Source organism: Paraburkholderia sp. BL21I4N1 (assembly GCF_002973525.1).
Classification (GTDB): Bacteria; Pseudomonadota; Gammaproteobacteria; order Burkholderiales; family Burkholderiaceae; genus Paraburkholderia.
Genome location: NZ_PVEN01000006.1, coordinates 332,065 through 346,725, shown reverse-complemented (window position 1 = coordinate 346,725; position 14,661 = coordinate 332,065). Strand labels below are relative to the sequence as shown.

The following is a 14,661-nucleotide window of genomic DNA, read 5'->3' as shown; positions in this document are numbered from 1 at the left end:
CTAACCAGCCGGCGCGGTCCGAAACCGGATATAAAAACAGCTTATAAAACCCCGGATTTCCAGATCATCTGCGCGGCGGCCGCCACCACGAACACCAACACCAACGCGCGGAACGCCGTGGGCGGCAAGCGGTCGCGCAACGGCCGCACCAACAGCATGCCGACGATTACCGGCAGGCTCGCGCAGGCCGAGATCAGCAGATCGGTCCAACTGGCATGCGCACCGCCGCTCAACGCGAGCACCAGCGTGACGATCGACACCACCAGAATGATCGCGATCTGCTTGGTGAACGCTTTACCGGTAGCGCCCGTGGCGATCAGATACATCGCCAGCAAGGGGCCCGGCACCGACGCAATGCTCTCCATCAACGCGGCGCCGAAACCCAGCACGAACCCGGCGGGCTTCGCCCACTTCGGCGACAGCGTCAAACGCGGCGTTGCCAGCAGTAGCAACGCGGCAATCATCAGAAAAGCGCCCGCAGCCGCTTGCGCGCGATGCGGCGCCAGCGAAATCAACAGGCTCACGCCGACGATATTGCCGATCACCGTGCCGACCAGCGGCGCCGCGATGCGCCGCACGGTGGGCAGCAGATTGCCGCCTTCCAGCGCCTGCGGGATATTGCCGAGAATGATCGGCATCGACAGCAGCAGCACGGCGCTTTTGATGGGCAGGAAGTGGCTGAGAATCGGCATGGCGACCAGCGGCACGCCGATGCTGACCACGCCCTTGACCATGCCGCCCAGCAACAGCGCGACGACAATACCCAGCAACGCGTAGACATCGAGCGCCTGCAGGCTCGGGCCGAGCACGCCGTCGGCGAAATTGAAATGGAACATCGTTGAGGTCCGCGAGCCGGCCGCGTGCGAACGATCAGAGGATGTCGCGCGGGCAGTGGCGTGTTGTTATCGGTCGGCCGGTTCGATGCCCGCGGATCGCGCAAGAGAGGAAGCAGCCGTTCAGTGAGGCCGCATGATACCGCGCCATGAGTCGCACTGCTTGAAAGTGAAACGTAAGCTGTGCTGGCATCAAACGGCGTCTGAAGCGGTGTTGGTGTCGCGGCTTTGATCGCGTGGTTCGACAATTCGAGCCCGCTCGCGACGGGTGGCCAAAGCGGTAGGTGTTCGCGGCGAAACCGAAGCCATGTCCGCTTCGATCGGCTTCGCTTCACTCCGCGTCTTCAACCGAAGAATCGGCGCTTCAATCAAGCGCCACGACAACATCGCCATGACGAGCGAAATCGCAAACGACGCCACGATACCCATTACATGCGCCCACAACGGCACGGTGCCACCGAATAGCGCGACGGCGTGACGGTTGCGAGTCAGGTCGGGGATCAGGTTGTGATAGAGATAAAAGCCGTAGCTGATGCGCCCGAGCCCCGCCAGCCAGCCGGTTTCAAGCAGACCGATCACCACGGCATTGCGGCAGCACGCCACCGAACACACCAGCGCCGCGATACAAACGCCGTACAACGCGCTGATCGCGGTGAATGAAAGTGCGTTGTGCAACTGACTCCACACCGGCTCGCTCGCGCACAGGCCGACTAGCGCAAGACTCAAGCCGAACAACGTCGCGCCATGCCCGAGCCAGGCACGCAATGCGTCCTGCTTCCGCGCAATCGTCAAGCCGCCGATTCCACCCAGGGCCAGCAGCCAGAAATTGGTCAACGGGTGCGTGTAAATGGTGATTTCTGGCCAATGCGCCGCACGCATGGCCAGCAACGCGACGAGACCGGCCGCGACGATCACCCAGCACACCGCGCGATGCCGGCGCGCGGCCAGCAGCAATAACAGCGGCGCGAATACCAGATAGAACTGCTCTTCGATCGCGAGACTCCACAAATGCGAGTAACGTCCCGGCCAGAAATGCAGCACCGAGCCGATCCAGAGATTCGACAGATAAGCGAAGTGATACGGCATGCCGCTCGCGAGTTCCGGACTCGCCATGCCGAACGCCATCAACACGCACATCACGACGAGCATCAGGTAGTAGATCGGAAAGATACGCAGCGTCCGGCGAAACAGAAAGCGCTTGAGCTCGGCGCCGAAGCGGGCGCCGGCAGTTTCGATCCGCGTGCGCTGCGCCGACAGAATGCCGATGATGAGAAAGCCGCTGAGCGCGAAAAAAATCCATACGCCGAGATGACCGATCTCGCCGGCGTCGCCGAATAGGCGGTGCTGAAAAAATACCATCAGGACTGCAATTGCTCGCAGTCCGTCGAAGCCGGCAATCCGGTTGTTCATGTGATTGTCTTCCTGAGCGAGGGCGGCGCGCGCTGCGCAGCCGGACTGGGCGGTAACGGAAGGTAATCCATCGTACGATGAAAAAAACCGAAAAAAATCGCACGGCCGATTCAACGATTTATTTTTCGCGAGGATTACCGATTGGTTTTGCAGGCCCCGTGTAAAGCCGCAAAACTTGCCGCGAATTGAATTGCCGACGACTCCGGATTACCGCACGCCGACAGTGGCATTTCAGATCGCCGCGTCGAGCGATGCAATTAAAGGCGGCTTGTCAGCGCGCGGGAGTTTGGCGCACGACATGAGTGGGAACGTTTTATTGTCATGGGGTTCCTACGAACAACAGCGGCGCCCGGCCGTCTGTCATTACGCGCCGCTTGCGCGTGTCATCCTGAGAGAAGCCGAATGGAAAACCGTCACGGACTCTCCGAAGGCAGTCCGCCCGCGGGACGTTCGATCGAAGTGGACTTCTTTCGCGGCGTCGTGCTGATCGTGATCGTGCTGGATCACATTCCCGGCAGCACGCTGTCGCATCTGATGTTGCATGCCTACGCGCTGTGCGACTCCGCCGAAGTGTTCGTGTTTCTCGGCGGCTATGCATCGGCGGCGGCGTATACGGCGGTGCTCGCCGGCCGCGGCGAGAGCGCGGCGAAGCTGCGCTTCGTGAAACGCTGCTGGGAGATCTACCGTGCCTATCTACTGACGGCCGTGTTGACGCTGGTGTCCGGCGCCATACTCGCGCTGTTGCATCTCAATCCGCCGATGGTCGACCTGACCGGCTGGACGCCGTTCTCGGCACAGCCGCTGCATACGGCATTCGATATCGCAGTGCTGCGGCGCCAGCCGTATCTGTCGAGCGTGCTGCCCATGTACGTGATTTTCGCGCTCTGCGTGCCGTTCGCGGTGCCGCTCGCGCGCCGCTCGTGGTGGCTGGCACTCGCCTTGAGCGTGGCGATCTGGGCGTTGGCGCGGCCGCTGGCCGCGTTTTTCAGCATTGACGACATGGCCGACTGGGCCTTTAATCCGTTTGCCTGGCAACTCATGTTCGTGCTGGGTATTCTGTGCCGGGTGCAGCCGATCAGTGAGCGGTTTCACACCAGCCGCACGGCGCGCTCGTTGACCTGGATCGCCGTGATCGCGGCGCTGACATTCGCTGTGGTTAAACTATTCGTGCTGACGCAACCGTTGCCCGGCGCACTGAAACAGAACCTCTCTCCTGACCGCGTGATCAATTTCGTCGTTATCGCCTGGCTCGCCGCGCAGTTCGTGCGCATGGGAAGCATTGCGTGGCTCGCGCAGCGGCTGCCTGCCGTGGTGACGGTCGGCCGCACGGGGCTCGTGTGTTTCGTCGCGGGCACGCTCGTGTCGCTGATCGTCGATACAGCCACGCCGCACATGTTCCATGGTTTTCGCGGCGTGCTGATCGGGCTCGGCGGCGATCTGGTCGCGATCGGCGCGCTGCTGATGATTGCACGCGGCTGGCAGGGCTGGAAGCGCCAGCCGCCGCGCGCGGCCGCGAATGGCGCGGGCTGCGGATGATGGCGTGGCAGCGCCGGGTGCGTCGAACACGAGAGCGGCGTGTGGTCGCCGCGGTTTCTGTCGGCGCTGTCGCGTTCTGGCTGAGCGCTGCGCCGGCGCTCGCCGCGCCCAAGGAAGCGCCGCTCGCCATGCGTTGCGCCGAACTCGCCGGCGCGGTGCTGCCGCCCGAACTGATCGCGTTGCCGACGGCCGGCGCGCTGATCGAAAGCGCGAATATGGTGGGCGCCACCGCGCCCGGTAATCAGCAAGGTGGCGAATATTGCCGTATTACCGGCCGCATTAAGGCGCTCAAAGCCAGCACGCCCGATATCCGTTTCGATCTGAATTTGCCGCGCCGCTGGAACGGTCGCGCGTTGCAGATTGGCGGCGGCGGTTATAACGGGGTAGTGGTAAGCGGCACTGGCGTGATGCCGTTTTCACCGGACCGCGCACCGCTCGCGCAAGGCTATGCGACCTTCGGCGACGACTCGGGGCATGTGGGCGATTCGTCGCTCGCGGTGTTCGGTCTGGTCGACGAGGCGGTAACGAACTTCGGCTACGCGCACCTGAAGAAAACCCACGACGCGGCACTCGCCTTGATTGCACGCGCGTATGGCCGGCCCCCGCAGCGTATGTACTTTGCCGGCGGCTCGACCGGCGGGCGCGAAGGCTACACGGTGATGCAGCGCTATCCGGACGACTACGACGGCGTGATCGCCAATTCGCCCGCGCTCAATTTTTCCGGCGTGCGGCTGCTCGGCGTGAAACTCGGCCAGGCCGAGTATGCGACGCCTGGCGGCTTTATTCCGCCGTTGCTGCTGGAGCATGTCTATCAACGCACGCTGGCGGTTTGCGACAAACTCGACGGCGCGGCGGACGGCATTGTCAGCGACGTCGCCGCGTGCCGCGAGCATGAAGCGGACATCATCGCGTCGTTGCGCTGCGCGGGGCACACGCCCGCGCATGACGAATGTCTGACCGACCCGCAACTCGCCACCTTGCTGGTAATGCGCGACGGTCTCTCGCTGCCGTACAAGCTGGCGTGGGGCGTCGACGGTTATCGCGGTTACAACCTTTTCCAGGGCACGCATCTGACGGGCATGCTGGGCCTCGCGCATCAACCGGAGCGCCTGCCGGTGCCGACGTTCTTCGCCAGCGGCTATCTGTTCGCCCAGGGCGACGGCTATATCCGCTACTTCGTCGCTCATGACGCGGAGTTCGACTCGCTCAGATTCGATCCGCAGCATCCGGGAAAATATCGCGCGCAACTGGTTGCGTTGTCACAGACCATCGGCTCGATGAACCCCGACCTGTCGCGCTACATGGCGCATGGCGGCAAGCTCATCACGCTGCAAGGTCTTGCCGACGAAGTCATCAGCCCGAACCAGACCATCGCGTACTACGAGGCGCTGAACGAGCGCTTCGGCAACGACCAGGTGAACAGTTTCATGCGGCTTTACATGGTGCCGGGTTTTCAGCACGGCAGCGGCGTGTTCATTCCGTCGGTGGATCTGCTGGGCGCACTCGACGCCTGGGTGACGCGCGGCGTGGCGCCCGAGACCCTGACCGCGACCGATATTGCGCCGGCCACCAATGGACGCTCGCGGCCGTTGTGCCGCTATCCGCTGTTTCCGCGATATATGGGCAAGGGGAGTATCAATCTGGCCAGCAGTTTCGTCTGCGTGGAACCGTGAGTCGACGCCGGCTAGTGGTGCTTGCATTTACAACGATTTGTAGAGCGCTTGCAATGACCGCACGCGAGCAGGGCGGCAGCGCCCTTAATGAACGCCGCCGCCCCGCTTCGTGGATCAAATCGGAAACGCGAATCCCAGACGCGAATTACTGACCGTTCTGCATCGTTCCACCATTGACGCCGTTGCCACGAATGCCGTTCTGGGTTCCGTTATTCATATTCGCCCCATTGTTCATGCTGCCGTTCGAACCGTTCATCGGCGCACTATTCGGCGTTGCACCCGTGCCAGTGCCCATGCCGCCACCGGTGCCGGTTACACCCGGTGAGCCGTAGCCCGAACTGCCTGGGTTTTTCATCGAATTCGGACCGACGCCGGGTGTCGCCGTGCCGCCCGCGCCACCGGTCGTGCCGCCACCGGCGCCGATGCCGCTACCGCCGCCGTTGCCGCCGCCGGCTCCCGCACCCGCGCCGCCGCCGCCGGCTTGTGCGTAAACCCCACCCGAAAGCGCCATCACGAGCGCCGATGCGAAAATCGCCTTGGTCATGTGTTTCATGGTCAACCTCCATCACAGTCGGATTGATGTCACGCGAGCGATGTCGCTCGCATGTTGAATCTCGCGCAAGCGGTGTGCCTTGAAGACATCGAACACAGCGCATGAGGCGTTCCCGGCGACGCCCGCAGGAGTGAGCGCAAAGGTAGGTATCCCGAGCAATGACGACCGATCGGGCAACTCGTGAAGGACGCGATCGTTAGCCGGCAAACGTTTGCTTCCTGGCGCGACAATTCCACCAGGCAATGCTCGACAGGTGTCGTCGCGAGGTTCGGAAAAAGGCAATAGTTACCTTGTTTTCCTGGGTTTCGGTTTGGCTGAAGTAAAAGAATCCGATTCAGATCAAGCGCCTGAAGAGGGTCACTCGCACATCGAGTAGACGGTGCCGGTGAATGCCCGTAGCGGCACTGTTAAGGCGCTCGGACACATGCTAGAGTCCATTTCGCCTATCGGCAGCATCAGTGACCATCGCCAGAAAATACACGGGTCGGCCCGTCGCGCCGTCCGCTGAAAACGACTAGGGATATCGTATGGAAACGCTTGGCGGAACGCGTCTCGCCCAACTCTTCAACGATCGGCAAAGCGAGTTGCTGGGCGAGTGGATCGCGCAGCAATACGCCATCGCGTCACGTCGCGGCGGTGTCGCCGAAGCGCAACTGCGCAATCAGTTCGTGCAGTTCGTCGCGCTCACCTGCGCCGCGCTGAGCGCTTCCGACCGCGTCGACTTCAACACGCCAGGGTGGGACGAGGTCCGCGGTTTCCTCGCCGAAGTCTCGGCCCAACGCGCGCGGCAAGGCTTCACGCCGGTCGAAACCGCCATGTTCGTGTTCTCGTTGAAAGAGCCGCTGTTTTCGCGCCTGCGCGTGGAGCTGCTGAACGAACCCGCCAGGCTGGCGGAACTCATTTGGACCGTCAGCACCTTGCTGGATGCACTCGGGCTGTACACCACCGAGGTCTACCAGACGAGCCGCGAACAGGTGATCGTGCGTCAGCAGCAGGAACTGCTCGAACTGTCCACGCCGGTCGTGCAACTGTGGGAAGGTATTCTCGCGTTGCCGCTGATCGGCACGCTGGATTCGGCGCGCACCCAGGTGGTGATGGAAAGCCTGCTGCAGAAGATCGTCGAAACGGGCGCGGCAATCGCGATTATCGACATCACCGGTGTGCCGACCGTCGACACGCTCGTCGCCCAGCATCTGCTCAAGACCGTGGCCGCCGCACGGCTCATGGGTGCGGACTGCATCATCAGCGGCATTCGTCCGCAGATCGCGCAGACCATCGTTCATCTGGGCGTCAATCTGTCGAACGTGATCACCAAGGCCACCCTTGCCGACGCATTCGTGGTCGCGTTGCAGCGTATGGGCAAGTCGTTGCAGGTCGGCGCGCCGCGTACCGACGGCGCCGGCGCGTCCGGGGCTGCGCCGGTCAACCCGTTCAGCGGCGTTTGACGCCGGCTATCGCACCCACCTTCGCGCACACCAACCGGACCCGGCGATGGAACGCATTCCGATTTTGCGGATGGGCAAGTTTCTGCTCGTCACGATTCAGGTAGACATGCACGACCGTCTGGCCATGGCGTTGCAGGACGACCTGACCAGCCGCATCGTGAAAGATCGCGCGAAAGGCGTGCTGATCGATATTTCGTCGCTCGACGTGGTGGACTCGTTCATCGGCCGGATGATTGGCGACACCGCCGCGATGGCGCGCGTGCTCGACGCGCAAACCGTGGTGGTCGGCATGCAGCCGTCCGTTGCGATCACGCTGGTCGAACTCGGCCTCGCGCTGCCCGGCGTGCGCACCGCGCTGAACGTCGAGAAGGGCATGGCGTTGCTGACCGGGTCGGACACGTTTTGAACGCGTTTGCCGGCGGGCCTCCCGATACCGTGCCGCTATCCTCCATGACCAGCCCTTCCTTGCAGCCAGGCGCTCAGGCGCCCGACGAGGTCCTGCCGATCCGCTCGGACGAGCAGATCGTCAGGCTGCGTCGTCTGGTGCGCGAGAAAGCGGTGGCGCTCGGCATGTCGCTCATCGATCAGACGAAATTCGTCACCGCGGCGAGCGAACTCGCTCGCAATACCCTCACGTACGGCGGCGGCGGTGACGTACACTTTTATCAGCTTCAACAGAACAGCCGCAGCGGCCTGCGACTCGAATTCATCGACCACGGGCCGGGTATCGCGGACATCCAGAAGGCATTGACCGACGGCTATACCAGCGGCAATGGACTGGGTCTCGGTCTCGGTGGGGCGAAAAGGCTGTGCGACGAGTTCGAGATCCGCTCGTCGCCAGGCGAAGGTACTCACATTTCGATTACCAAATGGAAGCCGTTCTAAACCGGTCTAGCGCTACCCAGCAGCGCTTCGAAATTAGCGATCCGAGCCAGGTGTCGTTCGCGCGGCGCGGCATCGGCGACCTCGCGCAAGCCGTCGGCTGTAGCGAAACGATTGTCGGCAGGCTGGCGATCATCGTGACCGAATGCGCCACCAATCAGCTCAAGCACGCGCAGCGCGGCGAATTGCTGGTGCGCGCGCTCAGCGAAGTCGTGCCGCCCGGCTCGGGCTTGCCGTCGCGCTATGGCGTCGAATTGCTGGCTATCGATAACGGCCCGGGTATTCACGATCTGCACGCCTGTTTCGTCGACGGCTATACGACGGCCGGCAGTCCGGGCAACGGCATGGGTGCGATCCGGCGGCTCGCCGATCAGCTCGACATCTGGAGCGCACCGGCTCGCGGCACGATTTTGCGCGCGGTGGTGTGGGCGGACGTCGGCGCTTCGGCCGCGGGTTCCACGGCCGCGCCGGACACCGGCGCCGCCGGCGAGTCGGCGATCGAATACGGCGCGATCAATCTGCCGCTGCAGGGCGAGTGGGTGTGCGGCGATGCGTGGTCATGCGGCTACGCGGACGGCGAATTCACCGTGATGATCGCCGACGGACTCGGCCACGGTGAGTTAGCGAATGCCGCGGCGATTGCCGCTACCGATACCTTCGCCCAGCTCGGAGCGTCGAGCCTCGAGCAAATCGTCGAGGCCTCGCACGACGCGTTGCGCGCCACGCGCGGCGCGGCGCTCGGCGTCGCGCGGATTGCCGCCGGCGGCACGCTGCATGACGCACCCGCCACGGCACGCTTTTGCGGCATCGGCAATATTGCCGCGAGCGTCTGGACGCCGCAAAGTCATCGCCATCTGGTGTCGCACGCGGGCATTGTCGGTCATCAGATGCACAAGGCACAGGTGTTCCAGGTCGACTGGCCGGACGGCGCGTTGCTGATCCTGCACTCCGACGGTCTGGCCACGCGCTGGGATCTGAGCCCGTATCCCGGCCTTGCGCTGCGTCATTCCGCGCTGATCGCGGCGGTGCTCTATCGCGACTTCGCGCGCGGCCGCGACGACATCACCGTGGTCGTCGCACGCGCCCGGCACAGCGAGCACTCGTGATGATCGAGCCGCTCCATATCGCTAAGGTCGATAGCGAACTTGCGGTGGTCGCTGCGCGGCGCAGCGCGCGCGGACTCAGTGAGGCGCTCGGTTTCGCGGTACAGGACCAGACGCGGATCGCGACGTCCGTGCTCGAAGTCGCGCGCGCCATGCTGGCTGCCACGCGCGCGGGACGCGTCGAGTTTCTGTTCGACACCGCCGGGCGATCGCACAGCCTGCTGATCCGTTTCGTTGCGCCCGCAACGGGACTGGAACGGTTCATCGGGCGCGCGCCAGGCGCCGCCGGCGACCTTGCCGCACAAGAACCGGCCGCCACCGTCGATGCATTAGGGGTACTCGCCGCCCAGCGGTTGATGGACGTCTGCACGTTCGACAATGCGGCGGGCGACGCCGTCGTCACCCTGACCAGGCATCTGCCCGAGCAGGCGGCGCGGGTCGCAAGCGCTGCAGCGGCTGCTGCAGCCGCCGCGCTTGCCGCCACGCCAGCGAGCGCGCAGGCCCCGTTCGACGAAGTGCAACGGCAGAACCGCGAACTGGTGGACGCGCTCGGCGACCTGCAGGAGCGGCAGGAGGAACTCGTGCGGCTCACGCGCGAGCTCGAGGACACCAATCGCGGCGTCGTGGCGCTGTACGCCGAACTGGACGAACGCGCCGTCCATTTGCGCCGTGCCGACGAAGCGAAATCGCGTTTCCTGTCGAACATGAGCCATGAGTTTCGTTCGCCGCTGTATTCGATCCGGGCGCTGTCCAAACTGCTGATGGACCGGGTGGACGGCGAGCTGACCGAGGAACAGGTCAAACAGGTACGCTTTATCCGCAAGGCCGCGGAGGAGTTGTCGGAAACCGTCGACGACCTCCTCGACATCGCCAAGATCGAGGCGGGCAAGATCGAATTGCGGCCCGCCGAATTCGAGGTTGCCAATCTGTTTTCGGCGTTGCGCGGCATGCTGCGCCCCTTGTTGCCGGCGAGCGGCGTCGATCTGCTGTTCGACCCGTGCTACGACATCCCGCCCGTCTACACCGACGAAGGCAAGGTTTCGCAGATTCTGCGCAACTTCATATCCAATGCATTAAAGTTTACCGAACAGGGTGAAGTGCGCGTCCACGCGCGCTACGACGACGCCGAGCGCCGCCTGATCTTCTCGGTGAGCGATACCGGCATCGGCATCGCGCCCCGGCATCAGCAAAGTGTCTTCGAAGAATTCGAGCAGGTGGAGAATCCGTTGCAAACCCAGGTGAAAGGCACCGGGCTGGGGTTGCCGCTCTGCGACAAGCTGTGCAAGCTGCTGGGCGGCACGGTTGGGCTGGAGAGTGAATTGGGCAAAGGCTCCACGTTCACGGCGACGATTCCGGCTTATCTTCCCTCTCTCCCGGCAGCACCGCAGGCCGCAACCGCGCCGGTGGATGCAGACAACACGAGCGGGCCGCCCTACACGAGCGACATGAACGCCAGACCACACGGACACGATTTCTCATGACCGACTCGAGTGCAAGCCTCATTCTGAACGTCGACGACAACGAGGGCGCGCGTTACGCGAAAACGCGCATCCTGGCGCGTGCCGGTTTTGTGGTGATCGAAGCCGGCAACGGCACGGACGCGATCGAGCAGACGCGCATCGCCCAGCCCGACCTCGTGCTGCTCGACGTCAAGCTGCCCGACATCAATGGTTTCGAAGTGTGCCGGCGCATCAAGGCGTCGCCGGACACGGCCAGTGTTCTCGTGTTGCAGACCTCGGCCGCCGCGGTGCGGAGCATGGATAAAGTGCGCGGTCTCGACGGTGGCGCGGACAGCTATCTGATCGAACCGATCGAGCCGGCCGAACTGATCGCGCAGGTGCGCGCGCTGTTGCGGGTGCGCCGCGCGGAAGGCGCATTGCGCGAAAGCGAAGAGCGCTTTCGCCAGATGGCGGAAAACATCGACGACGTGTTCTGGATGCTCGACCCGGCCACCGCGCGTTTGCTGTACGTGAGTCCGGCCTATGGCCGCCTGTGGGGCGACGCGGCGCACGAGCCGACACCCGACGCGCGCCACTGGGCGGGCCATATTCATGCCGAGGATCAGGCGCAGGTCGAAGCCGCTTACCGCGCGCTCGCCACCGGCGTGCCGTACGAGATCGAGTACCGGATCGTGCGGCCGGATGGCGAGACCCGTTGGGTGGCGGAGCGCGGTTTTCCGGTGCGCGATTCGGGCGAGCGGATTTACCGGTTGGCCGGCATCGTCAACGACATCTCGGAGCGCAAGGCCAACGACCGCGTGTTGCGCGATGCCGATCGCCGCAAGGACGAATTTCTCGCCATGCTCGCGCACGAACTGCGCAACCCGTTGGCGCCGATTCGCAACGCGATCGAATTGCTCGATCCGAGCCGTTCGCCCTCGCCGCAGCATTTCGACACGATGCGCGCGGTGATCGGTCGTCAGGTCAAGCATCTGAGCCGCCTGGTCGACGATTTGCTCGACGTGGCGCGTATCACGCAGGGCAAGATCACGCTGCGCCAGGAAATCGTCGAACTCGCCGCCGCGCTCGAGGCGGCGATCGAGACCGTGCAACCGTCGCTCACCCGCAAAGGCCATACGCTCAGAACCGATCTGCCCAGCGAACCGCTGTTCATTGTCGGCGATGGTGTGCGCCTCGCCCAGGTGCTCGGCAACATTCTCTCCAACGCGGCGAAGTACACCCCGCAAGGCGGCGAGATTCTGATCGAGGTTCGCGAGTTGCAGGACGACGTGCGGATCAGCGTGCGCGACAACGGCGTCGGCATGGCGGTCGACACCATTCCGCATATCTTCGACCTGTTCGTGCAATCGCAGAGTTCGCTGGAACGCTCCGACGGCGGACTCGGGGTCGGCTTGCCGCTGGCTCGCACGCTGGTCGAGTTGCACGGCGGCCAGATCGAGGCTTTTTCAGCGGGGGTGGGACAGGGCAGCGAGTTCGTCGTGCGTCTGCCGCTGACCCGGCTCGCGCGCCCCGACCAGCCGATCGCCGCGCCTTTGTCGAGCACGCCGCGAGAGGCCGGTCCGGCGCTGCGTTTGCTGCTGGTGGACGATAGCGTCGACGCGGCGCTGGCCATGTCGCTGGTGCTCGAATCGGACGGCTACGAGGTGCGCGTGGCGCACGAAGCGACGAGTGCGATCGAGATTGCCGCGCAGTTCGAGCCTGAAATCGTGCTGCTCGATCTGGGCCTGCCCGGCATGGACGGCTTCCAGCTCGCGCGGGCAATGCGGGCGAACCCGGCCACCGCCACGGCCTTGCTGATCGCCGTCACCGGATACGGCCAGGCCACCGACCGCGAGCGTTCGCGCGACGCCGGCTTCGATCACCATCTGGTCAAGCCCGTGTCGTCCGAGGAAATCCAGCAGGTGATTACCGCCCGTTTCCCCAACGGACGGCGCGAGGCGTAGACGCCGCGCCGTGGCGGTCTGCTGCAAGCATCGCCACTTTCCATTACATTGCGGGGGCGGTGGCGCTTCTGCACCGTTCCCTCTAATCAAACAACGGTGTCTGCCATCGTCGAATCCATGCAGCCAATCGTCTCGGTCACGAATCTGTCGAAAACCTACGCCACGGGTTTTCATGCACTCAAGAACATCAATCTGGCGATCAACCGCGGAGAAATCTTTGCACTGCTCGGCCCCAACGGCGCGGGCAAGACAACGCTGATCAGCATCATCTGCGGCATTGTCAACGCCAGCACGGGCAGCGTGACGGTAGACGGCCGCGATATCGCGACGGACTATCGCGGCGCCCGCTCGCTGATCGGCCTCGTGCCGCAGGAGCTGACCACCGACTCCTTCGAGACCGTCTGGGCCACCGTCTCGTTCAGCCGCGGTCTGTTCGGCAAGCCGAAAAATCCCGCCTACGTCGAAAAGGTGCTGCGCGACCTGTCGCTGTGGGAAAAGCGCGATAGCAAGATCATCACGCTGTCGGGCGGTATGAAGCGGCGCGTGCTGATCGCCAAGGCACTGTCGCACGAACCGCGCGTGCTGTTCCTCGACGAACCCACCGCCGGTGTGGACGTCGAATTGCGCCGCGACATGTGGAAGTTGGTGCGCTCGCTCGCCGAGAGCGGCGTGACGATCATTCTCACCACGCACTATATCGACGAAGCCGAGGAGATGGCCGACCGCATCGGCGTGATCAGCGGCGGCGAGATCATGCTCGTCGAAGAGAAAACCGAGCTGATGCGCAAGCTCGGCAAGAAGCAGTTGACGCTGCAACTGGAGAGCCCGCTCGATGCCGTGCCTGCCTCGCTCGCCGGCTACACGCTGGCGTTGGAGAAGGGCGGCGCCGAGCTGATCTACACCTACGAAGGCGAAGGCGGCCGCACCGACATCATCGCGTTGCTGAAAGCGCTCGACGACGCCGGCATCCGCTTCAAGGACCTGCACACCACGCAGAGTTCGCTGGAAGACATCTTCGTCAGTCTGCTCCGAGGTGATCAATGAACATCCACGCAATCCGCGCGATCTACAAGTTCGAGATGGCGCGCACCTGGCGTACGCTGATGCAGAGCATCATCGCGCCGGTAATTTCCACTTCGCTGTACTTCGTCGTGTTCGGCGCGGCGATCGGCTCGCGTATCAAGGAGGTGGACGGCATCAGTTACGGCGCGTTCATCGTGCCGGGGCTGATCATGCTGTCGCTGTTGTCGCAGAGTATTTCGAACGCGTCGTTCGGGATTTACTTTCCGCGCTTCACCGGCACGATCTACGAGTTGTTGTCGGCGCCGGTGTCGTATCTGGAGATCGTCGTCAGTTACGTGGGCGCGGCGGCCACCAAATCGATTCTGCTCGGGCTGATCATTCTCGCGACCGCGGGCCTGTTCGTGCCGCTGCAAGTGCAGCACCCGTTCTGGATGATTCTGTTTCTGGTGCTGACGGCGGTGACGTTCAGTTTGCTGGGGTTCATCATCGGCATCTGGGCGGATAGCTTCGAGAAGCTGCAACTCGTGCCGTTGCTTATCATCACGCCGCTGACGTTTCTGGGCGGCAGCTTCTATGCGGTCAATATGCTGCCGCCGTTCTGGAAAGTCGTGACGTTGTTTAATCCGATCGTCTATCTGGTCAGCGGGTTCCGCTGGAGCTTTTATGGGCTCGCGGACGTTAATGTCGAAGTGAGTCTCGCCATGACCGGGCTGTTCCTCGCGGTGTTCCTGCTGATCGTGGCGTGGATCTTCAAGACCGGTTACCGGCTCAAGACGTGATGCGCCGATAAGCCGATGGAT

General features: G+C 63.6%; 13 protein-coding genes. 10 read left to right on the top strand and 3 right to left on the bottom strand.

Going from position 1 to position 14,661, the window contains the following annotated elements:
* Positions 1-41: 41 nt before the first annotated feature.
* Together B0G83_RS18405 and B0G83_RS18400 are read right to left on the bottom strand one after the other, a co-directional pair.
* The gene (locus tag B0G83_RS18405; RefSeq protein WP_105508800.1) at positions 42-836 is read right to left on the bottom strand and encodes a sulfite exporter TauE/SafE family protein; all 795 of its coding nucleotides are present in this window, start codon (positions 834-836) and stop codon (positions 42-44) included.
* Positions 837-1,025: 189 nt separating this feature from the next.
* Positions 1,026-2,243, bottom strand: a complete 1,218-nt coding sequence (locus B0G83_RS18400) for an acyltransferase (RefSeq protein ID WP_105508799.1) — start codon at positions 2,241-2,243, stop codon at positions 1,026-1,028.
* A gap of 402 nt (positions 2,244-2,645) precedes the next feature.
* Between B0G83_RS18400 and B0G83_RS18395 the strand changes: the two genes are divergently transcribed.
* Together B0G83_RS18395 and B0G83_RS18390 are read left to right on the top strand one after the other, a co-directional pair.
* Positions 2,646-3,779 carry an OpgC domain-containing protein gene (locus B0G83_RS18395; RefSeq protein ID WP_105508798.1) on the top strand — a complete coding sequence of 378 codons (1,134 nt, stop codon included), beginning with the start codon at positions 2,646-2,648 and terminating at the stop codon, positions 3,777-3,779.
* Positions 3,776-5,452, top strand: a complete 1,677-nt coding sequence (locus B0G83_RS18390) for a tannase/feruloyl esterase family alpha/beta hydrolase (protein WP_105508797.1) — start codon at positions 3,776-3,778, stop codon at positions 5,450-5,452. Before B0G83_RS18395 ends, B0G83_RS18390 begins: the two co-directional genes overlap by 4 nt.
* Before the next feature lie 145 nt (positions 5,453-5,597).
* Here B0G83_RS18390 and B0G83_RS18385 read toward each other — a convergent pair whose 3' ends face one another.
* Positions 5,598-6,005 carry a hypothetical protein gene (locus B0G83_RS18385; RefSeq protein ID WP_105508796.1) on the bottom strand — a complete coding sequence of 136 codons (408 nt, stop codon included), beginning with the start codon at positions 6,003-6,005 and terminating at the stop codon, positions 5,598-5,600.
* A 527-nt stretch (positions 6,006-6,532) separates the two neighbouring features.
* On the opposite strand from B0G83_RS18385, the gene B0G83_RS18380 reads away from it, so the two are divergent.
* From B0G83_RS18380 to B0G83_RS18345, 8 genes are all read left to right on the top strand, one after another.
* The gene (locus B0G83_RS18380; protein WP_105508795.1) at positions 6,533-7,450 is read left to right on the top strand and encodes an STAS domain-containing protein; all 918 of its coding nucleotides are present in this window, start codon (positions 6,533-6,535) and stop codon (positions 7,448-7,450) included.
* 46 nt (positions 7,451-7,496) lie between these two features.
* A complete protein-coding gene (locus B0G83_RS18375) occupies positions 7,497-7,856 on the top strand; it encodes an STAS domain-containing protein (protein ID WP_105508794.1) in 360 nt (119 codons plus the stop codon).
* 44 nt (positions 7,857-7,900) lie between these two features.
* Positions 7,901-8,335, top strand: a complete 435-nt coding sequence (locus tag B0G83_RS18370) for an anti-sigma regulatory factor (RefSeq protein WP_105508793.1) — start codon at positions 7,901-7,903, stop codon at positions 8,333-8,335.
* A complete protein-coding gene (locus B0G83_RS18365; protein WP_105508792.1) occupies positions 8,320-9,438 on the top strand; it encodes an ATP-binding protein in 1,119 nt (372 codons plus the stop codon). Before B0G83_RS18370 ends, B0G83_RS18365 begins: the two co-directional genes overlap by 16 nt.
* Positions 9,438-10,916: a sensor histidine kinase gene (locus tag B0G83_RS18360; RefSeq protein WP_105508791.1), complete on the top strand. Its 1,479-nt coding sequence runs from the start codon at positions 9,438-9,440 to the stop codon at positions 10,914-10,916. The genes B0G83_RS18365 and B0G83_RS18360 overlap by 1 nt, the downstream gene beginning before the upstream one ends.
* Positions 10,913-12,838, top strand: a complete 1,926-nt coding sequence (locus B0G83_RS18355) for a response regulator (RefSeq protein ID WP_105508790.1) — start codon at positions 10,913-10,915, stop codon at positions 12,836-12,838. The genes B0G83_RS18360 and B0G83_RS18355 overlap by 4 nt, the downstream gene beginning before the upstream one ends.
* A gap of 117 nt (positions 12,839-12,955) precedes the next feature.
* Entirely contained in the window at positions 12,956-13,882 is a 927-nt protein-coding gene (locus tag B0G83_RS18350; protein ID WP_105508789.1) for an ABC transporter ATP-binding protein, read from the top strand.
* Positions 13,879-14,640, top strand: coding sequence for an ABC transporter permease (locus B0G83_RS18345; RefSeq protein ID WP_105508788.1), 762 nt, complete (start codon positions 13,879-13,881; stop codon positions 14,638-14,640). The genes B0G83_RS18350 and B0G83_RS18345 overlap by 4 nt, the downstream gene beginning before the upstream one ends.
* Positions 14,641-14,661: the final 21 nt, after the last annotated feature.

Coding starts and splice junctions, on each gene's coding strand:
- B0G83_RS18380 (WP_105508795.1), top strand. CDS start 6,533: ATGGAAACGCTTGGCGGAACGCGTCTCGCCCAACTCTTCAACGATCGG.
- B0G83_RS18395 (WP_105508798.1), top strand. CDS start 2,646: ATGGAAAACCGTCACGGACTCTCCGAAGGCAGTCCGCCCGCGGGACGT.
- B0G83_RS18365 (WP_105508792.1), top strand. CDS start 8,320: ATGGAAGCCGTTCTAAACCGGTCTAGCGCTACCCAGCAGCGCTTCGAA.
- B0G83_RS18405 (WP_105508800.1), bottom strand. CDS start 836: ATGTTCCATTTCAATTTCGCCGACGGCGTGCTCGGCCCGAGCCTGCAG.
- B0G83_RS18345 (WP_105508788.1), top strand. CDS start 13,879: ATGAACATCCACGCAATCCGCGCGATCTACAAGTTCGAGATGGCGCGC.
- B0G83_RS18360 (WP_105508791.1), top strand. CDS start 9,438: ATGATCGAGCCGCTCCATATCGCTAAGGTCGATAGCGAACTTGCGGTG.
- B0G83_RS18350 (WP_105508789.1), top strand. CDS start 12,956: ATGCAGCCAATCGTCTCGGTCACGAATCTGTCGAAAACCTACGCCACG.
- B0G83_RS18385 (WP_105508796.1), bottom strand. CDS start 6,005: ATGAAACACATGACCAAGGCGATTTTCGCATCGGCGCTCGTGATGGCG.
- B0G83_RS18400 (WP_105508799.1), bottom strand. CDS start 2,243: ATGAACAACCGGATTGCCGGCTTCGACGGACTGCGAGCAATTGCAGTC.
- B0G83_RS18355 (WP_105508790.1), top strand. CDS start 10,913: ATGACCGACTCGAGTGCAAGCCTCATTCTGAACGTCGACGACAACGAG.
- B0G83_RS18390 (WP_105508797.1), top strand. CDS start 3,776: ATGATGGCGTGGCAGCGCCGGGTGCGTCGAACACGAGAGCGGCGTGTG.
- B0G83_RS18375 (WP_105508794.1), top strand. CDS start 7,497: ATGGAACGCATTCCGATTTTGCGGATGGGCAAGTTTCTGCTCGTCACG.
- B0G83_RS18370 (WP_105508793.1), top strand. CDS start 7,901: ATGACCAGCCCTTCCTTGCAGCCAGGCGCTCAGGCGCCCGACGAGGTC.